This is a genomic window from Duganella zoogloeoides, assembly GCF_034479515.1.
Lineage (GTDB): Bacteria > Pseudomonadota > Gammaproteobacteria > Burkholderiales > Burkholderiaceae_D > Rugamonas > Rugamonas zoogloeoides.
In genome coordinates this window covers 5,414,372-5,436,458 of the sequence record NZ_CP140152.1, presented here as the reverse complement: position 1 = coordinate 5,436,458, position 22,087 = coordinate 5,414,372, and the positions used below count along the sequence as shown (strand labels likewise).

Genomic DNA, 22,087 nt, shown 5'->3' with positions numbered 1-22,087 from the left:
ACGGCGCGACACACCAACTAAGGGCGCACAAGGCGCCCTTTCTTGTTTTTGGAGCTACATGAAAATTGTTTATCTGGTTTATACCGTTCTCCTTTCCGCCTCCGCTGCTTCCGCCGTCGCCGCCACCTGCCAGCCGGCGCCGGCCGCCGTCATCGACATCGACGCCAACAGCTACTACAACGACGCCAACCATTCCGTGATCGACCCGGCGCGGCGCGCCAAAAACATCGCCAGCACCGAGCCGGTCGAACAATTCTTGTCTGGCGTCGCCCGCAACGCCAGCCGCTACCAGGCCAACGGCAAGCCGCAAGACGCCGCCTGCGCCTTGAACTGGCTGGACAGCTGGGCCGGCCAGCAGGCCATGCTGGGCAAGATGTCGAGCGAACAGGCGTATTTCGTGCGCAAGTGGACCCTGGGCGGACTGGCGCTCAGCTATGCGCGCGTGCAGGCAGCCGCCATGCCCGCGCAAAAGCAAGCGATCGAGGCGTGGCTGTCCACGCTGGCCGACGCCACGCTGGTCCACGCCGACACCCGCAAGGGCAAGCGCAACAACCATTACTACTGGGAAGGGCTGGCAGTGACTGCCGTCGGCGCCGTCACCCACGACCAGCGTCTATTAACTTGGGGCCACGGCGTGTTCGACAACGCCATGGCCCAGGTGGCACCCGACGGCGCGCTGCCGGCCGAGATGGCGCGCGGCGCCAAGGCGCTGCACTACCACGCGTTTGCTGCCGCGCCGCTGACCATGATGGCGTCCATCCTCGACCTGCAGTCGCCGATGCTGGACCGGTTGGTGACATTTACGCTGGCCGCCGCGCGCAATCCTTCGGCCATGAACCAGGCGACCGGTTTCAAGCAGGAAGCGGTGAATGACATGCCGTTTGCCGTGATCTACGCGCGCCACATGGGGCACCCGCCAGCAGCCGCTGCAAAATTCCAGGCCCGCCTCGGCGGCGATTTAACCTTGCCCAACCCGCTAGAACATTTTCCGTCGTCGAACAAATCCACAGGACAGCCATGAGCGAACACGTATTAACTGCCGTCAGTGACGGCACCGGCGTCATCACGCTCGATCGTCCGCGCGCGCTCAACTCGCTGTCGCTCGACATGGTGCGCGCCATCACGCACACCCTGCTGGCCTGGCGCGACGATGACGCCGTGCAGGCGGTGGTCGTGCGCAGCAGCAGCGACAAGGCGTTTTGCGCCGGCGGCGACATCCGCTTCTTCCACGACCTGGGCCGCGCCACGCCGCAGCAGGGCAGCGCGCTGGTCGAGGATTTCTTCACCGAGGAATATGCGCTCAACCACCTGGTCCACCATTACCCGAAACCGTTTATTGCGCTGATGGACGGCGTGGTGATGGGCGGCGGCATGGGCGTGGCGCAGGCCGGCCCTCACAGCCGCACACGCATCGTGACCGACCGCACCAGGATGGCGATGCCGGAGACCAATATCGGCCTGTTCCCGGACGTGGGCGCCAGCTATTTCCTGTCCCGCTTGCCGGGACGGCTGGGACTGTACCTGGGTATCACCGGCGCCACCATCGGCGCGGCCGATGCGCTGTATGCGGGACTGGCCGACCATTACGTGCCGGCGGCCAATTTAACGGCGCTGGGAGCGGTTTTGAATGCGGGTGGCGGTGCTGGCCTGCCGGCGGCGATTGCGGCCTTTGCCGCGCCGTTCAAGGCCGCTGCCGGGCCAGGTTCACTTGAGCGCGACCGTGCCGCCATCGACCGTCATTTTGGTGCGGGACCGGTGCCGGCCATTGTCGCGTCGTTGCAACACGACGACAGCGAGTTTGCCAGGGCGACGCTGGCGCTCATGGCCACGCGCTCACCGCTGATGATGTGCGTGGCGCATGCCTTGCAGGAGCTGGGGGCGGCAATGAGCATGGCCGACTGCCTGCGCATGGAACGCGCGGCCGTGCGCCGCACGCTGGAAAACGGCCAGGTCATCGAAGGCATCCGCGCGCTGGTGATCGACAAGGACCACGCCCCGCGCTGGACGCCGCCGGCGCTGGCCGATGTAACCGACGAGATGGTCAGGCAGATTTTGGCGCCCGCGTGGCCGGACCACGCGCATCCGCTGCGCCATTTTCACGGCGCTGCCTGACCGCGTGCGCCCGCGCCCGCCGCACGACCTCGCGCGCTGCGGCAATGTGCGCGGGGTCGGCGGTTTCGATCGCGTCCGCCATGAAGGCATCGATCGCTTCGGTGCTGGTCAGTAGTTCGGCAGGGTCGAATGGGATGAAATGTTCAGTCATGGTGGTGTCTCCACTGATGAGCAAGGTGTTTCGCTTTGAGAATGTCGCGCACCTGCGAGCCCTTGGTGCCGCCGCTGAGCAGCACAACCACGGTTGCTCCCTCGCGAATAAAGTAGATCCGGTAGCCAGGCCCCATATGCAGGCGCAGCTCGAAAAGACTGTCACCGAGCGCGGCGATGTCATTGGCCATGCCTTGCGACAGGCGCAGCAGCCGTGATGCCACCAGTGCCCGCGCTTGTGGATCGCGCAGCCCCGCGGCCCACTTGTTGAATGTTTCTGATTGGATGATCTGCATCATCCATCAAGGCTAGTTTAGACAACCACCCCGGCTTTGATCAAGCTCTATCGCGCGCAAATTTTACTGCTCGCGATGCCGTATCACCACGCGCTCGCTGGCGTGGAAGTAAGCTGCCAGCTTTTCGGCGATGTATACCGAGCGGTGCTGGCCGCCGGTGCAGCCCAGGGCCACGGTCAGGTAGCTGCGGTTGTCGGTCTTGAACGACGGCAGCCATTTTTCCACGAACGCGCGGATGTCCTCCAGCATCTCGCCGGCGCTGGGCTGGGCGTCGAGGAATTCGATCACCGGTGCATCGCGTCCGGTCAGCGGGCGCAGCGACAGGTCGTAATACGGGTTGGGCAGCGCCCGTACGTCGAACACGAAATCGGCATCCATCGGCACACCCAGCTTGAAGGCGAACGATTCGAAGAACAGGGTCAGCGGCGCGTGTTCGAGCTCGACCAGGTCTTTGACCCAGGCACGCAGCTTGTTGGCGCTGAGCTCCGACGTATCGACCACGTGGCCCAGCTGCTCAATGGCCGACAGCCGTTCGCGTTCTTCCAGGATGCATTCGATCAGGGTACGGCGCGCGGCCGGGTTCTGGCCCGGGCGCAGTTCGTGCGACAGCGGGTGGCTGCGCCGCGTTTCGGAAAAACGCGCCACCAGCGAATGGGTGTTAGCAGTGAGGAACATCACGCGCACGTCGTGGCCTTCCTCGCGCAGGTGCGCCACATCGGTGGGCAACGTGGCCAGCGATTCGGCGCTGCGCGCATCGACCGCCACCGCCAGCGAACGCAAGCCTTCGCCCACCAGGGTGGAGACCAGGTGCGGCAGCAGGGCAGGCGGCAGGTTGTCAACGCAGTAGTAGCCGAGGTCTTCCAGGACATTGAGGGCCACCGATTTGCCGGAACCGGAAATTCCGGTGATGAGGACGATACGCATAACTCAGTCTCCGCTCATGGCGAGGCGTTGGTGAAGCAGGGAATTCGCAGAGCATCGCTCTGCGCCTGCGTAACGGTTGCGCCATGCTTGGCGCGACTCCTTAGCAACATTCAATCTCCACTCATTGCCAGTCGTTGCCGCTCCATGAACTCTTGCAGGGTGTCGATCCCGCGTAGTTGCAAAATAGTGTTGCGCACGGCCGCTTCGAGCAGCACGGCGATGTTGCGGCCGGCCGCCACGGGAATCACGACCTTGCGGATCGGCAGGCCCAGCACGTCTTCGGTGGGGAACTGGAACGGCAGCCGTTCGACTTCTTCTTCCTGGCCGCCGCGCTTGACCAGGTGCACGATCAGTTTCAGGCGCATCTTGCGCCGCACGGCCGTCTCGCCAAAAATGGCCTTGATGTCGAGCAGGCCCAGGCCGCGCACTTCCAGCAGGTTTTGCAGCAGGGCCGGGCAGCGGCCTTCGATCATATTGGGGGCGATGCGCGAAAATTCCACGGCATCGTCGGCCACCAGGCCGTGCGAACGTGAAATCAGCTCCAGGCCCAGTTCGCTTTTGCCGAGGCCCGAGTCGCCGGTGATCAGCACGCCCACGCCCAGTACGTCCATGAACACACCGTGCATGATGATGCGCTGCGCCAGTTTCTTCGACAGGTACACGCGCAGGAAGTCGATCACCTGCGCGGCCGGCAGCGGCGTGGAGAACAGCGGGATATTTTTTTCGTCGCAAATGGCCAGGATGTCGGGCGGCGTTTCCAGCCCCTGCGCGACGATCAGCGCCGGCGGATTACCGCCGATCAGTTCGCCAATCAGGTGGGCGCGCGTGAGCGACTTCAGGCGCTGGTAGTAATTGATTTCCTGGTGGCCGAAGACCTGGATGCGACCCGGGTGGATCATGTTCAGGTGGCCCACCTGGTCGGCGGCCGAAGCGACATCGCCGGAAATGAGGCGCTCGCCGCCGGGAAAGCCGGCAAACCAGCCAAGCTGCAAACTTTCGCGATTGTCGTCGTACAGGCGTTGTATCGTCAGCGGGGTTTGCAGCATGGGCATCGTGGTCCGAATCAGGAGAGGGAGAGCCTAGTGTACTGCAAGTTGCTGGCGGCGGATCAACCCGCAGCTTGCAGGCTGGGCAGCCAGTTGATGATGCGCGAGTGCACCGATTTCGGATCGGGATCCGTGGTCAGCGCGGTGCGGAACGCATCATCGGAAAACATTTCCGCGATCTCGGACAGGATTTCCAGGTGTTGCTGGGTCACGTGATCGGGGATCAAGAGGAAAAACAACAGGTTGACCGGCTTGCCATCGGGCGACTCGAACGGAATTGGCTCCGACAGGCGGACAAACGCAGCCAGCGGCGACTTCAGGCTTTTCATGCCCTTGATGCGCCCGTGCGGTACGGCCACCCCGTGGCCGAGACCGGTGGAACCGAGCCGTTCGCGGGCGAACAGGTTGTCCGACACGGTCGAGCGGGCGATGCCGCAGTTGTTTTCGAAAATCAGGCCAGCTTGCTCAAAAGCACGTTTTTTGCTGGACACTTCCAGGTCCAGCAGGACGTTTTCGAGAGAGAGAATTTTGCTCAGGTTGTTCATATGACGACAATAGTGTTGCGGCGCACGGCCCGAATTATAGGCTTGTTTGTGCGCCGTGTAACATGAAATCGCTCGCGTCCGAGTTGTATTTCAATCAATGGACCGAAACCTCGGGCCGACCCGTCATCATACGCCTGATTTATGCAGAAGCTACCATCGCAGCGAGGCGATGCGGCTTGCCTGCCGTGATCAGTATTTATTGCCGGGCGCCGCGCAGGTTGGGCGGATTGCGGCCGGTGCTGAAGTTGCTGCGCCACGGGTTGATGTCCAGGCCCCCGCGCCGCGTGTAGCGGGCATAGACGGCCAGTTGCTGCGGCGCGCACTGGCGCAGGATATCGACAAAGATGCGTTCGACGCACTGCTCGTGGAATTCGTTGTGCTCACGGAAGCCGATCAGATACTTGAGCAAGCTTTCCTGGTCGATTTGCGGACCGCTGTAGTGGATTTGCACACTGGCCCAGTCCGGCTGGCCGGTGACCAGGCAATTCGACTTGAGCAGGTGCGACACGAATTTTTCCTCGACCGGTTCCTCGTCCAGCGCCGCCTTCAATAGTTCCGGGGCCGGGCTGTAGTAATCGATCTCGATGTCGAGGCGGTCGAGCAGCAGGCCGTCCAGCTCGCCCATGGCGACCTTGTCGAAGCCGTCGGGCTGGGTCAGCACGATGTGGATGGATGCGCCCACCGCTTTCGACAGGTCTTGTTGCAGCAGCGCGTGCAGCGCATCGACGCTTTCCAGCCGCGTCTGGTTGAACGAGTTCAGGTACAGCTTGAACGATTTCGATTCGATGATGTTGGGCGAATCGGCCGGCACCGTGATGCGGGCAATGGCCACCTGCGGTTTGCCACGGCTGTTGAGCCACGAGATTTCGTAGGCATTCCAGATATCGACGCCAAAAAAGGGCAGTGTGCCGGACAAACCCAGCTCGTCACGCTTGCCCTGGCGCGGGATCGGGAACAGCAGTTCCGGCGCGTAATCGGTGCGGTAGGCGGAGGTTTTTCCCAGCGGGGACAAGTCGACGGTATTGGTCATGGCGGGCGTGGTGGGGTGCAGTGATGGCATTGTAAGCGCCACATTGTACTGCACCCTTTAGGGCGCTGCCGGCGCCCGTCAAGCGGCCGGCAGTGCCGCAGACGGGCTGGGCAGGTCCACGTCCGGGCACCGATCGCGGCCGCTGCCGCTGCCGTTCGCCCGGCTGTCGGAAGCGCCTTAGCCCAGGAACAGCTTGTACACCGGATTGGCCGTCTCATCCCAGTAGCGGTAACCGAGCGTGGTCAGGAACTGGCCGAACTGGTCCATCTCGCCCGGCGGCACCTGCAAGCCGATCAAAATGCGGCCGACGTCGCCGCCCTGGCTGCGGTAGTGGCATAGCGAGATATTCCAGTTCGGCGCCATGCTGTTCAAAAAGCGCATCAGCGCGCCCGGGCGCTCGGGAAACTCGAAGCGGTACAGCAGCTCGCTGTTGGCCAGCGCGCTCTTGCCACCGACCAGGTGGCGCACGTGGGCCTTGGCCAGCTCGTCGTGCGTGAGGTCCAGCGTGCGGAAGTCGTTCGCTTCGAACGTGCGCGCCAGCGCGCTCGATTCGCCGCGGTCGGCGATCTGCACGCCGACGAACACGTGGGCCTCGTCCTTGTCGCTGATGCGGTAGTTGAACTCGGTGACATTGCGCGGGCCGACCAGCGAGCAGAAGCGCTTGAAGCTGCCGCGCTGCTCGGGCAGGGTGACGGCAAACAGCGCCTCGCGCGCTTCGCCCAGCTCGGCCCGTTCGGCGACAAAACGCAGGCGGTCGAAGTTCATGTTGGCGCCGCAGGCAATCGTGATCAGGGTTTCGTTCTTGACCGGATTTTTCGACAGCGCCGCGCGTTCCACGTAGGCCTTGGCGCCGGCAATCGCCAATGCGCCGGCCGGTTCCAGGATGCTGCGGGTATCGGTAAACACGTCCTTGATGGCGGCGCTGATGGCGTCGGTATCGACGATGATGATGTCATCGACGTACTGTTGCGTGAGGCGGAAAGTTTCCTCGCCCACCAGGCGCACGGCAGTGCCGTCCGAGAACAGGCCCACGTCGGCCAGCGTGATGCGTTCGCCGGCCTTGATGCTGCGCGCCATCGCGTCCGAATCCATGGTCTGCACGCCGATGATCTTGATGTCGGGGCGGATCGCCTTGACGTACGCGGCCACCCCCGAGATCAGGCCGCCGCCGCCGATGGCAACGAAAATCGCGTGGATCGGTCCCGAGTGCTGGCGCAGGATTTCCATGCCGATCGTGCCCTGGCCGGCGATCACGTCCGGATCGTCGAACGGGTGCACGAAGGTCAGCTTCTGTTCTTTCTCGAGCGTGAGGGCGTGGTTGTAGGCGTCGGTGTACGACTCGCCGTGCAGCACCACTTCCACGTCGGAACCGCCGCGCGCCTTGACCGCGTCGATTTTCACTTGCGGGGTGGTGGTGGGCATGACGATCAGCGCCCGGCAGCCGAGCTTGGCGGCGGACAGCGCCACGCCCTGGGCGTGGTTGCCGGCCGAGGCGCAAATCACGCCGCGCTTGCGCTGCGCTTCGCTCAGGTGGGCCATCTTGTTGTAGGCGCCACGAATCTTGAAGCTGAACACGCTCTGCATGTCCTCGCGCTTGAAATAAATGCGGTTGTCATAGCGCTGCGACAAGGTCGGCGCCAGTTCCAGCGGGGTTTCCTGGGCAACGTCATAAACGCGCGCGGTCAGTACTTTCTTCAGATAGTCGATAGTCATGGTCTGCAAACAAGAAAAAGAGCGATGGAGCCAGCCCCTAACTTCGGGGTCAGTGCCGACATTCGGACACGAGCTCTGCTGCTAAAAGCTGAGGCCGTGTCTAAATGTCGGCACTGACCCCGAAGTGGGGATGGTTCCGCAGTGGTCGATGCTAACTATCCGGCGGGTGACCGGGTGGAGCAGGGGCGCAGGTCCGCGCGGATGGGCATGGACCGAACTGTTCAATCGTGCGGTGTGCGGATCATTATAATGGACACCCTTATCAGACCTCAAAGAAACCGATGATCGAATCTGCAATCGCCTGGCTGCTGAACGTGATCGCTGCGCCGGAAGTGGGGCTGACGTCGGTGTTCATCATCAGTTTTATCTCGGCCACGCTGGTGCCGCTGGGCTCGGAGCCGGCCGTGTTTGCGGTGATCAAGGCCAATCCCGAATTGTTCTGGAGCGCGATTGCGGTGGCCACCGTGGGCAACACCCTGGGCGGTGCGGTCGATTACTGGATGGGCTACCAGGCCAAGCAGACCTTTGCCAAGGAGCGCAAGAGCCGCTGGTTCCACTGGCTGGAGCGCTACGGCGCCAAGACCATGTTGCTGGCCTGGCTGCCGGTGGTCGGCGATCCGCTGTGCACGTTGGGCGGCTGGCTCAAGCTGCCATTCTGGCCGAGCCTGGCCTACATGGCGGTGGGCAAGTGCCTGCGCTATCTGACCATGACCACGCTGCTGTTGTATGTGCCGGACGGCTTCTGGCACCGGATTGGACAGTTGCTGGGCTAAAACGGTGCAACCGATCCTACTGCGACAGAGGCTGGATGCTGAATTAAATTCCGCTTAAATTGCAAAGTTGAATTTTATTGCCAATAAACGGCGGTTTTTACGTAGAAAAGCCGGATTGATTGCGCGGTGAGTGTCCCTTGGTAAAGCAAGGCTGTTCCCGCGTGGTGCACCGCAATACGCTAAAATGGCAGTCCCGGGTTCAGTAGACTAGTCCAATCGCACAATGAATGCCCCTGCACAAATCCAAGCATTACTGGCGGAAACGCCCCACGGTCCGGAGGCCACGCGCCTGCGCGAAATCCCTTATAACTACACGTCGTTTTCCGATCGCGAGATCGTCATCCGGCTGCTGGGCGAGGAATCGTGGAGTTTGCTGGATGCACTGCGCGGCGCCCGCCAGACCGGCCGCTCGGCGCGCATGCTGTACGAAGTGCTCGGCGATATCTGGGCCGTGCGGCGCAATCCGTACCTGCAGGACGACATGCTGGACAACCCCAAGCGCCGCCAGGAACTGATCGACGCGCTGCATCACCGCCTGGCCGAAGTCGACAAACGCCGCCTGACCGTGGAAGACGACGGCGCAGAGAACGATGCGCACGCGCGCCAGCGCAGCGACAACGTGGTCAAACTGCTGCGCGCGGCCAGCAAGGCCGTGGCCGACTTCGGCGAAGAATTCAAGCAAGTGTACGACCTGCGCAAGCGCACCACCAAGGTCCTGGGCCGCTACACGGAAAAGCACAATATCTGCTTTGACGGCATGAAGCGCATCTCGCACGTGACCGACGCCACCGACTGGCGCGTCGAGTACCCGTTCGTGGTGCTCACGCCCGATACCGAAGATGAAATGGCGGGCCTGGTCAAAGGCTGTATCGAGCTGGGGCTGACCATCATCCCGCGCGGCGGCGGCACCGGTTATACCGGCGGCGCAATTCCCCTGACGCCGATGTCGGCCGTCATCAACACCGAAAAGCTGCTCAACATGGGCGCGGTGGAAATGAAGGTGCTGCCTGGCCTGGACCAGGAATACGCAACGATTTACACCGGCGCCGGCGTCATCACCAATAAAGTGTCGGAAGCGGCCGAGAAGGCCGGTTTCGTGTTCGCGGTCGATCCGACCTCGGCGCACGCGTCGTGCATCGGCGGCAATATCGCCATGAACGCGGGCGGCAAGAAGGCCGTGCTGTGGGGCACCGCGCTCGACAACCTGGCCTCGTGGCGCATGGTCGATCCGAACGGCGACTGGTTAGAGGTCACGCGGCTCGACCACAACTTGTCGAAAATCCACGATACGCCGCTGGCCCGTTTCCAGCTCGAGTGGACCCATCCGAACCGCCTGGGCGAAGCCAAGGGCGCGCCGTTCAAGACCGAGATCCTGGAAATCGAAGGCCGTAAATTCCGCAAGGAAGGCCTGGGCAAGGACGTTACCGACAAGTTCCTGTCGGGCCTGCCCGGCATCCAGAAAGAGGGTACCGACGGCCTGATCACGTCGGGCCGCTGGATCCTGCACAAGATGCCGAAATTCGCGCGCACGGTCTGCCTGGAGTTCTTCGGCCAGGCCCGCGACGCGATTCCGTCGATCGTTGAAATCAAGGATTACCTCGACGGCCTGCCGGCCACCGGCGAACAATTCAAAACCCTGCGCCTGGCTGGTCTCGAGCACCTGGACGAGCGCTACCTGCGCGCGGTCGGCTATGCCACCAAGTCCAAGCGCGGCGTGCTGCCGAAAATGGCGCTGTTCGGCGACATCGTCGGCGACGATGAAAACGCCGTGGCGATTGCCGCTTCGGAAGTCGTACGCCTGGCCAATACCCGCGTCGGCGAAGGTTTCGTGGCAGTGAGCCCGGAAGCGCGCAAGAAATTCTGGCTTGATCGCGCCCGCACGGCTGCGATTGCCAAGCACACCAACGCCTTCAAGATTAACGAAGACGTCGTGATCCCATTGAACCGCATGGGCGAGTACACCGACGGCATCGAGCGCATCAACATCGAATTGTCGATCAAGAACAAGCTGCAACTGGTCGATGAACTGCAGACCTTCTTTGCCGCCGGCAACCTGCCGATCGGCAAGAGCGACGATGCCGAAGATGCGGTGGGCGACGCCGAAATGCTCGGTGACCGCGCCGAGCAAACCGACGCCTTGCTCACGCAGGTGCAGGCGCGCTGGACCTATCTTCTGGCCAATCTCGACTTGCCGCTGGCCGGCATCACCAATGCGCTGGCCGCCCACGGCATGGAGCGCCTGCTGCCGGTGTTCGAAGAACGCCTGAAAGCCCAGCCCGACGCCACCCTGTTCGACATCGTCCAGGACCGCACCATCCGCGTGACCTGGAAGCAGGAAATCCGCGCCCAGCTGCGCCAGATCTTCAACGGCGCCGCCTACAAGCTGATCCTCGATGAAGCGACCGCGATCCACAAGCGCGTGCTGCGCGGCCGCGTGTTCGTGGCGCTGCACATGCACGCCGGCGACGGCAACGTCCACACCAACTTGCCGGTCAACTCCGACCACTACGAGATGCTGCAACTGGCGCACCAGGCCGTCGCGCGCATCATGATCCTGGCCCGTTCGCTCAACGGCGTGATCTCGGGCGAACACGGCATCGGCATCACCAAGCTCGAGTTCCTGACCGAAGAAGAAATCGGCCCGTTCCGCGACTACAAGATGCGCGTCGATCCGGAGGGCCGCTTCAACAAGGGCAAGCTGCTGAACCTGCCCGGCATGGAAGCGGACCTGTCCAACGCGTACACGCCATCGTTCGGCCTGATGGGCCACGAATCGCTGATCATGCAGCAAAGCGATATCGGCGCGATCGCCAACAGCGTCAAGGACTGCCTGCGCTGCGGCAAGTGCAAACCGGTGTGCTCGACCCACGTGCCGCGTGCGAACTTGCTGTACTCGCCGCGCGACAAGATCCTGGCGACGTCGTCGCTGATCGAAGCGTTCCTGTACGAAGAGCAAACCCGGCGCGGCATCTCGATCAAGCACTGGGAAGAGTTCGAAGACGTGGCCGACCATTGCACCGTCTGCCACAAGTGCGTGACGCCATGCCCGGTCAATATCGACTTCGGCGACGTGTCGATGAATATGCGCAACCTGCTGCGCAAGATGGAGAAGAAGAGCTTCAAGCCGGCCCTGGCCGCGACGATGTTCTTCCTTAACGCCAGCGATCCGACCACCATCAACGCCACGCGCCAGGTGATGTCGAACTGGGGCTTCAAGGCCCAGCGCCTCGGTCACGATGTGTTGAAGAAATTTGCCAAAAAGCAGACCAAGGCGCCGCCACCGACCGTGGGCAAGCCGAAAGTGCGCGAGCAGGTGATCCACTTCATCAATAAAAAGATGCCGGGCAACCTGCCGAAGAAATCGGCGCGGGCGCTGCTCGATATCGAAGATGACAAGGTCATCCCGATCATCCGCAACCCCAAGACCACCAATGCCGATACGGAAGCGGTGTTCTACTTCCCTGGCTGCGGTTCGGAGCGCCTGTTCTCGCAAGTGGGCCTGGCCACGCAGGCGATGTTGTGGGAAGTGGGCGTGCAGACGGTGTTGCCGCCGGGCTACCTGTGCTGCGGCTATCCGCAACGCGGCAACGGCGAGTTCGACAAGGCCGAGAAGATGATGACGGACAACCGCGTGCTGTTCCACCGCATGGCCAACACGCTCAATTACCTCGACATTAAGACCGTGTTGGTCTCGTGCGGTACCTGCTACGACCAGCTGGCCACCTACGAGTTCGACAAGATCTTCCCTGGCTGCCGCATCATGGACATCCACGAGTACCTGCTGGAAAAGAAGGTGAAACTCGAAGGCGTCAACGGCACCCGTTATATGTACCACGAGCCGTGCCACAACCCGATGAAGCTGCAAGAGTCGGGCAAAACCATCAACGCGCTGATCACCACGGTCGATAACGTCAAGATCGAGAAGAACGACCGCTGCTGCGGCGACTCGGGCACCTTGCAGGTGTCGCGTCCCGACATTTCCACGCAAGTACGTTTCCGCAAGGAAGAGGAAATGATCAAGGGCGCCGAGAAGCTGCGCGCCGACGGTTTCGATGGCGAAGTCAAGATTCTGACCTCCTGCCCGTCGTGCCTGGGCGGCGTGTCGCGCTACAGCGACGACGCCGGCACCACGGCCGACTACATCGTGGTCGAGATCGCCAAGCACCTGCTGGGCGAGAACTGGATGCCCGACTACGTCAAGCGCGCCAATGACGGCGGCATCGAACGGGTGCTGGTGTAATGGCCTGCGACCTGTGCAAGTTGCTTGAAACGCCAGGCGCGGCCCTGGTCTGGGCCGATCACCAGCTGTCGGTGGTGGCCGTCGACGAAGCCGAATACCCGGGCTTTACGCGCGTGGTGTGGAACGCCCACGTCAAGGAAATGACCGACCTGGCGCCGCTGGAGCGCACCCGCGTGATGGACGTGGTGTGGGCGGTGGAAGCGGCCCAGCGCGCCGTCATGGCGCCGGAAAAGATCAACCTGGCCAGCTTTGGTAATATGACGCCGCACGTGCATTGGCACGTGATCCCGCGCTACCGCGACGACGCGCATTTCCCGAACCCCACCTGGGCGCCGGCAGTACGCGCGTCCACGCCCGAGGCATTGGCGGCGCGGCGCGCCCTGTTGCCAGCCCTGCACGCGGCGATTATTGAAAATCTGAAAGCATCATCATGACCAGGAACCCCACCGAACTGACCGTTCACAACCTGTCGAAGGTACTCGACATCGCGTTTGACGACGGCGCCAAATTCTCGATCCCATTCGAACTGCTGCGCGTGTACTCGCCGTCGGCCGAAGTGATGGGCCACGGCCCCGGCCAGGAAGTGCTGCAAACCGGCAAGCGCGAAGTGGGCATCGCTGGCGTGGAACCGGTGGGCAACTACGCGGTACAGCCGACCTTTTCGGACGGCCACAACACCGGCATCTTCACCTGGGATTACCTGTACAAGCTCGGCAACGAGAAAGAGGCGTTGTGGGCCACCTACATGGATCGCCTGCACGCGTCCGGCTTCGACGGCGACAGTGGACGCGACAGCGGTATCTCGCTGACCGGGCCGTCGGCTGCCAAGCAGGGTGGTGGCTGCGGGAGCGGTAGCTGCGGTTGCAAAAGTTAATAGGTAATATCGTGCCGGTATAGATAGGCGAAGATCGCTTGCATGCGTGGAGGTAATTCGCGCAGCGCGGCGACATTGAGGGCCGGCGGGCGCAGCGGCCGGTTATCGCAGCGCATGCGGGCTATGGTTTCCTCGTGGGTGGGGATGACATAGCCTTCGGCGCGGCGCCGCTCGACCAACGCGTCGGCCTCCGCCTTGTCGCGCAGCATGGCGGCGTGCAAGGCATCGATTGCTGCCCTGGTGTCGCTGTCGAGGTCGGGAAAATTAAAGTCGGGCGGCATCTCAATATTGTAGATCTTCATAACTGTTCTCCATCAGCGCGAACGGTGTGACCAGCTCCGGCAGTTCGAGGTCTTTCAACATCATCAGCTTGCGCAGCACCGCACAGTTGCGTGCATTGATGATGTCGACACAGTTCCACGACAACAGGACATCCATGTCGTGGAACGCCGCGCTGGCAATATGTTGCGCCGGGATTCTGGCCGTGGCGTTTAGACCGCCGCCCAATATCAAAAGTTCAGCGAAGATCGGCACCTCCGGATCGGGGCGAAAATAGATGAGCTTTTCCGCGATGGCCATCCGCGCGGCGATCCGCTTGGGATCGCCGGCCTTGATCTCATCGAGCACGGCGTCGGAGATGTACGTCATCAAGGGGTCGCGGCGGGCCCACCATTGCCGCGTGAGTTTCTGGCATCCGCGCACGAACGGATCACGGCTTAACGGAGCGGTCAGGAAGCGGATCACTGACGTGTCGATGTAGACCTTTTGGAGCATGGAGTCGCCCTCGCTCTGGCATGCCGCGCAACCGGCGGCATTGACCAGCGTAGCATCGAACTCATCAGCTAGTTTCGGCTACATCAATCGGGCCGCACGGCCGGTCTCGGTTGCCAGACCCAGGCGCGGCTGGCGATGTTGACTTGCTTGGGTATCAGTTTCTGCTCATAAAACAGGTCGGCCACGCGCTGCTGGTTGGCAACAATCTCGGGCGTGACGGGCGTGGCGCCAAAGCGCGAGCGCGCCAGCCACGTGGCCACGATATCGGCCGGCAGCCCGGTCAGCTGCGCCAGGCTGGCGCCGGTTTCCTTCGGATGCGCATTGGCCCACTGGCCCGACGCCGACACCTGTTCCAGCAAGGTTGCCACCAGTTGCGGCGATTGCTGCGTGAAGCGGCGCGACGCCAGGTAAAAGCCGTTGGCCAGCGGCAGGCCCGTGTAGTCGGCCAGCACCCGCACCTGGTAGGCTTTTTGCGCGGACGCGAAATACGGATCCCACACCACCCACGCATCGATGCTGCCCGAAACGAAGGCCGCGCGCGCATCGGACGGCGACAGGTACACGGGCACGATGTCGGCCATCTTCAAGCCGGCCTTGTTCAAGGCCGAGGCCAGCAGGAAGTGCGAGCCGGAACCCTTTTGAAATGCCACCCGCTTGCCTTTGAGCGCAGCCACGCTGCGCAGCGGCGAATCCTTGGGCACGAAAATCGCCTCGCTGTTGACGGGCGCCGGCTCGGCGCCCACGTACAGCAGATCGACGCCGCCGGCCTGCGCAAACACGGGCGGCGGTGCGCCGGTGCTGCCGAAATCGATGCTGCCGGCGTTGAGCGCTTCGAGCATCTGCGGCCCGGCCGGGAACTCGATCCACTTGATCTGTTGGCCCACCAGGGCCTTCTCCATCGAGCCTTGCGCCTTGATCATGCTGAGCAGGCCGCTGCCCTTTTGAAAGCCGATTTTTATTTCGGCACCCTGGGCAGCCAGGGGCAGGGCTGTTGCCGCGACTATCGTCACGATCCATTTCTTCATGTTGTTCCTCATGCGCTTTCGCGCTCTATCAATTCACAGGCCAGCAGATTCAAGCGCGAATCGGCATGGGACGCGGGCAGCACGCCCAGTTGTTCGAGGATGCGCAGTGCGGCGATCTCGCCGATCTCGCGCGCCGGCGGCCGTATCGTGGTCAGGCTCGGCAGCAGCAGCGACGAAAACGCATAGTCGCCGAAGCCGACGATCGCGCACTTGCCGGGGATGGCAAGGCCGGCGCGCTGGCCGGCCAGCAGCGCGCCGGCAGCCAGGTTGTCGTTGGCGAAGATGATCGCTTCCACCGCCTTGCTCTTTTTAGCCGGCGCCAGCGCAAGCGCTTCGATGGCCTGTTTGCCGGCGTCGAACGGCGCTTCCATGGTGGGCACGTAGATCACCGGTTCCAGGCCATGCTCGCGCATCACGGCCGCGTAGCCGTCGCTGCGATCGACCGCGCTCAAGTCGCCGGCCACGCTGTTTTGCACGAAGGCGATGCGGCGATAACCCTTGGCGTACAGGTAGCGCGCGGCCTGCTCGCCCACTGCATGGTTCGAATAGCCCACCTGGATATGCCGGCGGCGTGGCTGGTAGTCCCAGGTTTCCACCACCGGCACGCCGGCGGTGGCCAGCAGCTTGTCGGTGGCGCGGTTGTGGAAGCGCCCCGTCACCACCAGCGCTGCCGGCTTCCAGCCGAGGAAGGTGCGCACAGCGCTCTCCTCCTGCTTGGCCGAAAAATAGCTTGACGCCAGCAGCAGCTGGTAGCCGTGGCGGGTGAGGGTGTCGCTGAAACTCTGGATGGTGTTGGCAAAGATCGGCCCCGAGATATTCGGGATCACCATGCCCACCATGCGCCCGTGCGACGAGGCCAGGCCGCCGGCCACCAGGTTCGGTACATAGCCGAGCTGCTTGACGGCGGCGGCGATGCGCGCACTGAGCTTGGCGCCCACGCGGGTCGGTTCGCTGAAGTAGCGCGAGGCCGTGATCGAGCCTACTTCGGCCAGCCGCGCCACGTCGTGAATGGTGGCGCGGCCGGAGCCGCGGCGCTTTCTTGGTGCTGCAGATTCAGTCATGGATGGCGCTCATAAAGGCATATTCCAAAAAGACATATCGATGATTTTTTTAATTCTTTGACTTCAAAACTGCATGCCACGACACTAAAAAAAGGGTATCGGTACCATCGAAGTGTAGCCAAAGTGTAGCAAACAGCAGCTGCCCAGCTAAGTTGGTTCTTCACCGATCAAAAGTCAATTTATGCATATGGCGCAAGGCGCGCTTCTCAATCAAGGACTCTGCAATGAAAAACAAGACTAAAAAAATCGGCGTGTTGGCGACGGGCGCTTTGCTGGTCAGCAGCGCATGGGCAACCCCTGCGGAGGATGCCGCGCCGATAGCCGACCGCAGCGAAGTTGCATCGATTCCCACCGTGACGGTGAGCGCCACGCGCCGCAGCGCGTCGCTGCAATCGGTGCCGGTGGCCGTGTCGGTGATCGACGGCGAGCAGCTGGCCCAATCCAACCGTAACAGCATTGACACCATCATCCAGGAAGTGCCGAGCGCCACCTTCCGCCAGCAGGGCGGCAACAAGGATTCCACCATTTTCGTGCGCGGTATCGGTACCATCTCGACGTCGCCCGGCGTGGAACCCACTGTGTCCACCGTGGTCGATGGCGTGGTGTTCGCGCGGCCGGGCCAGGCCACGCTCGACCTGCTCGATATCGACCGCATCGAAATCCTGCGCGGCCCGCAAGGCACGCTGTTCGGCAAGAATGCGTCGTCGGGCGTGTTGAACGTCGTCGGCCGCAAGCCGGGCGAGCAGGCCAGCGGGTATGTCGATGCGTCCTGGTACGAAGGTAACGAGAAGCGCGTGCGCGCCGGCGTCTCGGGCGCGATCCAGCCGGGCGTGGTGCGCGGTTCGTTCACCGCGCTGTATGCCGACTACGACGGCAATGTCGATAACCTCCACGCCGGCGGTGGCAAGGTCAACGGGTACGACCGCAAGGGCGCCCGCGCCCGCATCGATATCACGCCCAATAAAGATGTCGATATCGTGCTGATCGCCGACTACCTGCGTTCCAACGCATCGCCCACCTTCACGCCGTACAAGCTCACCGGAACCGCTGCCACCAGCGCCCCGTTTGTGGCGGGCATCGCGCCGGTGGTGGCCAGCGCGGAAAATCGCCAGGTCATTACCGACATCCCGAGCGACATCCGCGACACCAACCGTGGCCTGTCCGCGCAAGTGGACTGGCGCCTGGGCGGCCACACGCTGACCTCGATCACGGCGGTGCGCGACTGGGACAACGCCCAGTACACCAGCACCTCGGCCATCGGCAATGCCGCCGAACCGTCGCGCGTCACGGCCGCGTATCCGGCTACGCGCGATATCGGCACGGTGGACTTCCGCCAGGTGTCGCAGGAACTGCGCCTGGCATCGCCCAAAGACCAGTTTGTCGACTACGTGGTGGGCGCCTACTACCTGCACGGCAAGGACCGCGAAACCTACCAGCGCCTGGTTACCACCAATGTGTTCAATGCCGGCCGCGCCGACTATGGCGTCAAGAACGACAGCTACTCGCTGTTCGGCGAAAGCACGATCAACTTTGCCGCCGACTGGCGCGCCATCGTCGGCGCGCGCGCCACCCGCGATGAACTGTCGTACGACCATGTGCGCACCTCGACGTCCACGGCCGCCTTCCCCGGCGTGCAGCCCGGCGTGCAAAATAGCGGCTCCACCAGCGAGGACGGCTACTCGGGCCGCCTGGGCCTGCAACACGATGTCTCGAACAACGTCAACACCTACGCCACCTACTCGCGCGGCTACAAGGGCCCGGCCTACAACGTGTTCTTCAACATGCTGGCGCGCGACACGCTGGCGCTGAAGCCCGAGACGTCCGACTCGTTCGAGCTGGGTCTGAAAACCAGCGCCTTCGACCGTCGCCTGACCGCCAACCTGGCCGTGTTCCACACCAGGTACGACAACTACCAGGCCAATTTCTTCGACACCGTGGGCGGCACCGTGATCACGCGCCTGATCAACGCCGGCAAGGTCTCCACCCGTGGCGTGGAACTCGATGTCACCGCCCGCCCCACGCGCGAATTCACGCTGTCCGGTGCGCTGGCCTACACCGACGCCAGGATCGACAGTTTCAACTGCCCGCCGGCGGCCACCGCGTCGTGCAACCTCAATGGCCAGCCGCTGCCGTTCTCGCCGAAGTGGAAGGCCTTCACCCGCGCCAATTACGCGCTGGCGCTGCAAAACGGCCTGTTCGCCGACTTCTCGGCCGATTACGCCTACCAGTCCAAGACCCAGTTCGACCTGTTCCAGTCGCCGGATGCAATCCAGGGCGCCTATGGCATTGTCAACGCCAGCATTGCGCTGTCGTCGCCGGTGGCGGGTTGGCGCATCGCGCTGGTGGGCAAAAACCTGGCCAACAAGTCGTACGCCACCAACCTGGTCACGGCCACCGGCTACGTCACCCGCGCCGTGCCGCGCGACGACGAGCGCTACTTCGGCCTGACCGCGCGCAAGGAGTTCTGATGACTGCACCAGCCGCCCGCCGACAACTGAGCATCGCCGCCTTCATGATGCGCCACGGCCACCACGTGGCTGCGTGGCGCCACCCGCAAACGGACCTGGACAGCAATCCGTTCAAGGTGTTCCGCCAGCAGGTGCGTAACGCCGAAGCGGCGTGTCTCGACGCGGTGTTCTTTGCCGACAGCCTGGCGCTGACCGGCAATATCCCGTCGCTCGAACCACTGACCTTGCTGTCGGCGCTGGCCGCATCGACCGAGAAGATAGGCCTGATCGGCACCGCCACCACCACGTACAACGAGCCGTACACGGTGGCGCGCCAGTTCGCCTCGCTCGACCAGTTGTCGGACGGCCGGGCAGGGTGGAACCTGGTCACGTCCGACAACGCGGCGGAGGCGGCCAACTTTGGCCGCGACCAGCACGTGGCCCACGCCGAGCGCTATGCGCGCGCCCGCGAATTTCATCAGGTTGTCACAGGACTGTGGGATAGTTGGCAAGATGGCGCGCTGGTCAACGACAAGGCGGGCGGCGTGCTGGCCGATCCATCGCGCATCCGCAAGCTCGATCATCGCGGCGAGCACTTCGCGGTGGCCGGCCCGCTGAACGTCACGCGCAGCCCGCAAGGCCGGCCCGTGGTGGTGCAGGCGGGCGGATCGGAAGCGGGCCGGGACCTGGCGGCGGCCACCGCCGAAGTGGTGTTTACCGCCCAGCCTACGCTGGCAGGCGCACAGGATTTTTACCGCGACATCAAGCGCCGCGTGGCGGACAAGGGCCGCCATCCCGATGCGCTCAAGATCATGCCCGGCCTGTTCGCGGTAGTGGGCGCGTCGCAAGCGGAGGCGGACGACAAGTTCGGCGAACTGCAAAGCCTGATCGAACCGAAGGCGGGACTGGCGCTGCTGGGCCGCATGATCGGCAATTTCGACCTGTCCGGCTATCCGCTCGACGGCCCGCTGCCCGAGTTGCCGGAAACCCAGGACGGCCAGCGCAGCCGCCAGCAGTTGCTGACCAACCTGGCGCAGGGCGAGAACCTGTCGATCCGCCAGCTGTACGAACGCATCGCCGGTGGACGCGGTCACTTCACCGTGATCGGCACGGCGCAGACGGTGGCCGACCAGATCGAAGCCTGGTTCGAGGGCGGGGCGGCCGACGGATTCAACTTCATGGCGCCGGCTTTGCCGGGCGGCCTCGATGATTTTCTGGCGCTGGTGGTGCCGGAGTTGCAGCGGCGCGGCTTGTTCCGCACCGCGTACACGGGCACCACCTTGCGCGACCACTTGGGATTACAGGAGTATTGATGAAGGCAGTGAGCAGGGTAGTGGCGGTAGCGTTGTTGATGATGATGGGCGCTCCGCACGCCCAGGAGTACTTCGGCGATGCCCGGCCCGACGCGCCGGAACTGGCCGCGCGCGGCCCGGCCAAGGTAGGCGTACGCACGCTGGCGATCGAACACCGCGACCAGCTCGACGTGCTGCGCGTGACCGAACAGGTGCCCAACCCGCGCACCACGCGCAAGCTCACGCTCGAAGTATGGTACCCGGCCGCCCTGGCCAACGGTCAGGTCGAGCATACCGTTTATACCGATGTCCTGGGCTCCGGCCCCAACGACCCCAAGCGGCCCAACACGCCGTTCCAGTTCAACGGCCGCGCGGCACGCGATGCCGCGCCCGTCCAGGGTACAAGCTATCCACTGGTGATCGTCTCCCACGGCTACCCCGGTTCGCGCCTGCAAATGAGCTACCTGACCGAGAACCTGGCCTCGAAAGGCTACGTGGTGGTCGCCATCGACCATCCCGAATCGACCCGCGCCGACAAGGCCGGCTTTGCCAGTACCCTGCTCAACCGCCGGTTTGATGACCTGTTCGTGCTCGACACCGTCGCCGCGTGGGCCAAGCCGGGCAGCGGCAACTTCCTGGCCGGCCTGGTGGACGTGGACCGCACCGCGCTGGTCGGCTACTCGATGGGCGGTTACGGCGCCCTGAACACGGTGGGGGCGGGCGTGAGTGCAGCGGCGGTGGCGTTCGTCCCCGGCGGCAAGCTGGCCGTCAATCAGCAGGGCAATACCCAATATGCGCAGCAGCGCGATGCCCGCATCAAGGCGGTGGTGGCATTCGCGCCATGGGGCGGCGCGCACAAGGTGTGGGATGCCGACGGCCTGGCCGGCGTGCGCACGCCGGTACTGTTCATCAGCGGCGACCAGGACGACGTGGCCGGCTACCAGGACGGCGTGAAGCGCCTGTTCGAAGGCACGGTCAACGCCGACCGCTACCTGCTGACCTACGTGGGCGGGCGCCACAACAGCGCGCCGAACCCGCCGTCACCGGCCATGTGGAGCAACCCCGACGACTTCCAGTCGTACGCCGAGCCGGTGTGGGACAGCCGCCGCATCAACAACATCAACCAGCATTTCGTCACCGCCTTCCTCGGCGTCCAGCTCAAGGGCCAGCCGCTGCAAGGCTACCTCGACCTGCCGCCCCTGACCGCCGACGGCACCATCAAACCCGACCCCGGCCTGTGGCAAGGCTTCCCCAAACGCGCTGCGCTGGGGCTGGAGTGGCGGCATCTGCCGGCGCGATGATCAGAAGAACGTGACTACTCTTTCAGCTTGCTGTTCTGGCACCCCGAGCTGTTGCACTCGCGCACCCGGTCCTGCAGAAACTGCGAGCGCTTGATGGTGGTGTCGGTCGCGCACTGGAGGTTGACGAAGAACCCCCGGGCCTCGCGGCGCGAGCAGTTGTCGTTGCGTTCCTGGATCCAGGCCAGTTGTCCGCTTTTCAGTGCTTTCTTGCCATCGGCATCGAGCTTGGGGCTCAACGCCTGGTAATTGGTGTTGAGTTCCTTGTCCGCTTCCTGGTAGACCTTGTTCAAGCAGTAGAGGCCATCGAAATCACTTTTTGGCTTGTCGCAGGCGGAATTGGCAAAGGCGGCGCCCGATGCGCACAGCAGCAGGGCGGCAATGACTGTTTTCATTTTTGATTATCCGGGAGCATCCGGTCAGGTGGTGGTTGCCAAGTTTGCCACGTTTCCCCGGCGCTCACAAGTTTCCCTACCTTGTATAATGC

21 protein-coding genes are annotated in these 22,087 nt (G+C 63.4%); 9 read left to right on the top strand and 12 right to left on the bottom strand.

Going from position 1 to position 22,087, the window contains the following annotated elements; translation table 11 throughout:
* Positions 1-58 precede the first annotated feature (58 nt).
* Complete coding sequence (locus SR858_RS23880) at positions 59-1,021, top strand: alginate lyase family protein (protein WP_019923403.1); 963 nt, start codon at positions 59-61, stop codon at positions 1,019-1,021.
* Positions 1,018-2,112 (top strand): enoyl-CoA hydratase/isomerase family protein, encoded by a 1,095-nt coding sequence (locus tag SR858_RS23875; RefSeq protein ID WP_019923402.1) that lies wholly within the window; start codon positions 1,018-1,020, stop codon positions 2,110-2,112. Before SR858_RS23880 ends, SR858_RS23875 begins: the two co-directional genes overlap by 4 nt.
* Here SR858_RS23875 and SR858_RS23870 read toward each other — a convergent pair.
* The 7 genes from SR858_RS23870 to ilvA all read right to left on the bottom strand — a co-directional run bounded on the left by SR858_RS23870 (position 2,042) and on the right by ilvA (position 7,816).
* Positions 2,042-2,263 carry a hypothetical protein gene (locus tag SR858_RS23870; RefSeq protein WP_026637563.1) on the bottom strand — a complete coding sequence of 74 codons (222 nt, stop codon included), beginning with the start codon at positions 2,261-2,263 and terminating at the stop codon, positions 2,042-2,044. The genes SR858_RS23875 and SR858_RS23870 overlap by 71 nt on opposite strands.
* Positions 2,256-2,561: a type II toxin-antitoxin system RelE/ParE family toxin gene (locus SR858_RS23865; protein ID WP_019923401.1), complete on the bottom strand. Its 306-nt coding sequence runs from the start codon at positions 2,559-2,561 to the stop codon at positions 2,256-2,258. The genes SR858_RS23870 and SR858_RS23865 overlap by 8 nt, the downstream gene beginning before the upstream one ends.
* Positions 2,562-2,621: 60 nt before the next feature.
* Entirely contained in the window at positions 2,622-3,482 is an 861-nt protein-coding gene (gene rapZ / locus SR858_RS23860; protein ID WP_019923400.1) for an RNase adapter RapZ, read from the bottom strand.
* A 110-nt stretch (positions 3,483-3,592) separates the two neighbouring features.
* Complete coding sequence (gene hprK, locus SR858_RS23855; protein ID WP_040378044.1) at positions 3,593-4,528, bottom strand: HPr(Ser) kinase/phosphatase; 936 nt, start codon at positions 4,526-4,528, stop codon at positions 3,593-3,595.
* 62 nt (positions 4,529-4,590) lie between these two features.
* On the bottom strand, positions 4,591-5,073 hold the full coding sequence (locus SR858_RS23850; RefSeq protein WP_019923398.1) for a PTS sugar transporter subunit IIA: 483 nt from the start codon (positions 5,071-5,073) through the stop codon (positions 4,591-4,593).
* Between the two features lie 196 nt (positions 5,074-5,269).
* A complete protein-coding gene (gene queF, locus SR858_RS23845; protein WP_026637562.1) occupies positions 5,270-6,103 on the bottom strand; it encodes an NADPH-dependent 7-cyano-7-deazaguanine reductase QueF in 834 nt (277 codons plus the stop codon).
* A 177-nt stretch (positions 6,104-6,280) separates the two neighbouring features.
* Positions 6,281-7,816, bottom strand: coding sequence for a threonine ammonia-lyase, biosynthetic (ilvA, locus tag SR858_RS23840; protein WP_019923396.1), 1,536 nt, complete (start codon positions 7,814-7,816; stop codon positions 6,281-6,283).
* 281 nt (positions 7,817-8,097) lie between these two features.
* On the opposite strand from ilvA, the gene SR858_RS23835 reads away from it, so the two are divergent.
* The 4 genes from SR858_RS23835 (at position 8,098) to SR858_RS23820 (ending at position 13,703) form a co-directional block, all read left to right on the top strand.
* The gene (locus SR858_RS23835; RefSeq protein ID WP_019923395.1) at positions 8,098-8,589 is read left to right on the top strand and encodes a YqaA family protein; all 492 of its coding nucleotides are present in this window, start codon (positions 8,098-8,100) and stop codon (positions 8,587-8,589) included.
* A 223-nt stretch (positions 8,590-8,812) separates the two neighbouring features.
* Positions 8,813-12,829, top strand: a complete 4,017-nt coding sequence (locus SR858_RS23830) for a DUF3683 domain-containing protein (RefSeq protein ID WP_019923394.1) — start codon at positions 8,813-8,815, stop codon at positions 12,827-12,829.
* On the top strand, positions 12,829-13,263 hold the full coding sequence (locus tag SR858_RS23825; RefSeq protein WP_019923393.1) for an HIT family protein: 435 nt from the start codon (positions 12,829-12,831) through the stop codon (positions 13,261-13,263). Before SR858_RS23830 ends, SR858_RS23825 begins: the two co-directional genes overlap by 1 nt.
* Complete coding sequence (locus SR858_RS23820) at positions 13,260-13,703, top strand: gamma-butyrobetaine hydroxylase-like domain-containing protein (protein WP_019923392.1); 444 nt, start codon at positions 13,260-13,262, stop codon at positions 13,701-13,703. Before SR858_RS23825 ends, SR858_RS23820 begins: the two co-directional genes overlap by 4 nt.
* Here the strand turns inward: SR858_RS23820 and SR858_RS23815 are convergent.
* From SR858_RS23815 to SR858_RS23800, 4 genes are all read right to left on the bottom strand, one after another.
* Entirely contained in the window at positions 13,700-14,005 is a 306-nt protein-coding gene (locus SR858_RS23815; protein WP_019923391.1) for a hypothetical protein, read from the bottom strand. The genes SR858_RS23820 and SR858_RS23815 overlap by 4 nt on opposite strands.
* On the bottom strand, positions 13,986-14,477 hold the full coding sequence (locus SR858_RS23810) for a PIN domain-containing protein (protein ID WP_019923390.1): 492 nt from the start codon (positions 14,475-14,477) through the stop codon (positions 13,986-13,988). Before SR858_RS23810 ends, SR858_RS23815 begins: the two co-directional genes overlap by 20 nt.
* 83 nt (positions 14,478-14,560) lie before the next feature.
* Positions 14,561-15,502, bottom strand: coding sequence for a sulfonate ABC transporter substrate-binding protein (locus tag SR858_RS23805; protein WP_019923389.1), 942 nt, complete (start codon positions 15,500-15,502; stop codon positions 14,561-14,563).
* An 8-nt stretch (positions 15,503-15,510) separates the two neighbouring features.
* Positions 15,511-16,563 (bottom strand): LacI family DNA-binding transcriptional regulator, encoded by a 1,053-nt coding sequence (locus SR858_RS23800; protein ID WP_019923388.1) that lies wholly within the window; start codon positions 16,561-16,563, stop codon positions 15,511-15,513.
* A gap of 224 nt (positions 16,564-16,787) precedes the next feature.
* On the opposite strand from SR858_RS23800, the gene SR858_RS23795 reads away from it, so the two are divergent.
* Genes SR858_RS23795 through SR858_RS23785 form a run of 3 tightly spaced genes read left to right on the top strand, consistent with a single transcriptional unit; the run spans position 16,788 to position 21,603 of the window.
* Positions 16,788-19,031 carry a TonB-dependent receptor gene (locus SR858_RS23795; protein WP_019923387.1) on the top strand — a complete coding sequence of 748 codons (2,244 nt, stop codon included), beginning with the start codon at positions 16,788-16,790 and terminating at the stop codon, positions 19,029-19,031.
* Positions 19,031-20,323, top strand: coding sequence for an LLM class flavin-dependent oxidoreductase (locus SR858_RS23790; RefSeq protein ID WP_019923386.1), 1,293 nt, complete (start codon positions 19,031-19,033; stop codon positions 20,321-20,323). Before SR858_RS23795 ends, SR858_RS23790 begins: the two co-directional genes overlap by 1 nt.
* A complete protein-coding gene (locus SR858_RS23785) occupies positions 20,323-21,603 on the top strand; it encodes an alpha/beta hydrolase family protein (RefSeq protein WP_019923385.1) in 1,281 nt (426 codons plus the stop codon). Before SR858_RS23790 ends, SR858_RS23785 begins: the two co-directional genes overlap by 1 nt.
* A gap of 14 nt (positions 21,604-21,617) precedes the next feature.
* Here the strand turns inward: SR858_RS23785 and SR858_RS23780 are convergent, their stop codons facing one another.
* Positions 21,618-21,995, bottom strand: a complete 378-nt coding sequence (locus tag SR858_RS23780) for a lysozyme inhibitor LprI family protein (protein WP_019923384.1) — start codon at positions 21,993-21,995, stop codon at positions 21,618-21,620.
* Positions 21,996-22,087 lie beyond the last annotated feature (92 nt).

Excerpts from the sequence above, each read along its gene's own strand:
- ilvA (WP_019923396.1), bottom strand. The coding sequence starts at position 7,816 with ATGACTATCGACTATCTGAAGAAAGTACTGACCGCGCGCGTTTATGAC.
- SR858_RS23870 (WP_026637563.1), bottom strand. The coding sequence starts at position 2,263 with ATGACTGAACATTTCATCCCATTCGACCCTGCCGAACTACTGACCAGC.
- queF (WP_026637562.1), bottom strand. The coding sequence starts at position 6,103 with ATGACCAATACCGTCGACTTGTCCCCGCTGGGAAAAACCTCCGCCTAC.
- SR858_RS23815 (WP_019923391.1), bottom strand. The coding sequence starts at position 14,005 with ATGAAGATCTACAATATTGAGATGCCGCCCGACTTTAATTTTCCCGAC.
- SR858_RS23780 (WP_019923384.1), bottom strand. The coding sequence starts at position 21,995 with ATGAAAACAGTCATTGCCGCCCTGCTGCTGTGCGCATCGGGCGCCGCC.
- rapZ (WP_019923400.1), bottom strand. The coding sequence starts at position 3,482 with ATGCGTATCGTCCTCATCACCGGAATTTCCGGTTCCGGCAAATCGGTG.
- SR858_RS23825 (WP_019923393.1), top strand. The coding sequence starts at position 12,829 with ATGGCCTGCGACCTGTGCAAGTTGCTTGAAACGCCAGGCGCGGCCCTG.
- SR858_RS23835 (WP_019923395.1), top strand. The coding sequence starts at position 8,098 with ATGATCGAATCTGCAATCGCCTGGCTGCTGAACGTGATCGCTGCGCCG.
- SR858_RS23880 (WP_019923403.1), top strand. The coding sequence starts at position 59 with ATGAAAATTGTTTATCTGGTTTATACCGTTCTCCTTTCCGCCTCCGCT.
- SR858_RS23820 (WP_019923392.1), top strand. The coding sequence starts at position 13,260 with ATGACCAGGAACCCCACCGAACTGACCGTTCACAACCTGTCGAAGGTA.
- SR858_RS23865 (WP_019923401.1), bottom strand. The coding sequence starts at position 2,561 with ATGATGCAGATCATCCAATCAGAAACATTCAACAAGTGGGCCGCGGGG.
- SR858_RS23800 (WP_019923388.1), bottom strand. The coding sequence starts at position 16,563 with ATGACTGAATCTGCAGCACCAAGAAAGCGCCGCGGCTCCGGCCGCGCC.
- SR858_RS23850 (WP_019923398.1), bottom strand. The coding sequence starts at position 5,073 with ATGAACAACCTGAGCAAAATTCTCTCTCTCGAAAACGTCCTGCTGGAC.
- SR858_RS23805 (WP_019923389.1), bottom strand. The coding sequence starts at position 15,502 with ATGAAGAAATGGATCGTGACGATAGTCGCGGCAACAGCCCTGCCCCTG.
- SR858_RS23875 (WP_019923402.1), top strand. The coding sequence starts at position 1,018 with ATGAGCGAACACGTATTAACTGCCGTCAGTGACGGCACCGGCGTCATC.
- SR858_RS23790 (WP_019923386.1), top strand. The coding sequence starts at position 19,031 with ATGACTGCACCAGCCGCCCGCCGACAACTGAGCATCGCCGCCTTCATG.
- SR858_RS23810 (WP_019923390.1), bottom strand. The coding sequence starts at position 14,477 with ATGCTCCAAAAGGTCTACATCGACACGTCAGTGATCCGCTTCCTGACC.
- SR858_RS23830 (WP_019923394.1), top strand. The coding sequence starts at position 8,813 with ATGAATGCCCCTGCACAAATCCAAGCATTACTGGCGGAAACGCCCCAC.
- SR858_RS23785 (WP_019923385.1), top strand. The coding sequence starts at position 20,323 with ATGAAGGCAGTGAGCAGGGTAGTGGCGGTAGCGTTGTTGATGATGATG.
- SR858_RS23795 (WP_019923387.1), top strand. The coding sequence starts at position 16,788 with ATGAAAAACAAGACTAAAAAAATCGGCGTGTTGGCGACGGGCGCTTTG.
- hprK (WP_040378044.1), bottom strand. The coding sequence starts at position 4,528 with ATGCTGCAAACCCCGCTGACGATACAACGCCTGTACGACGACAATCGC.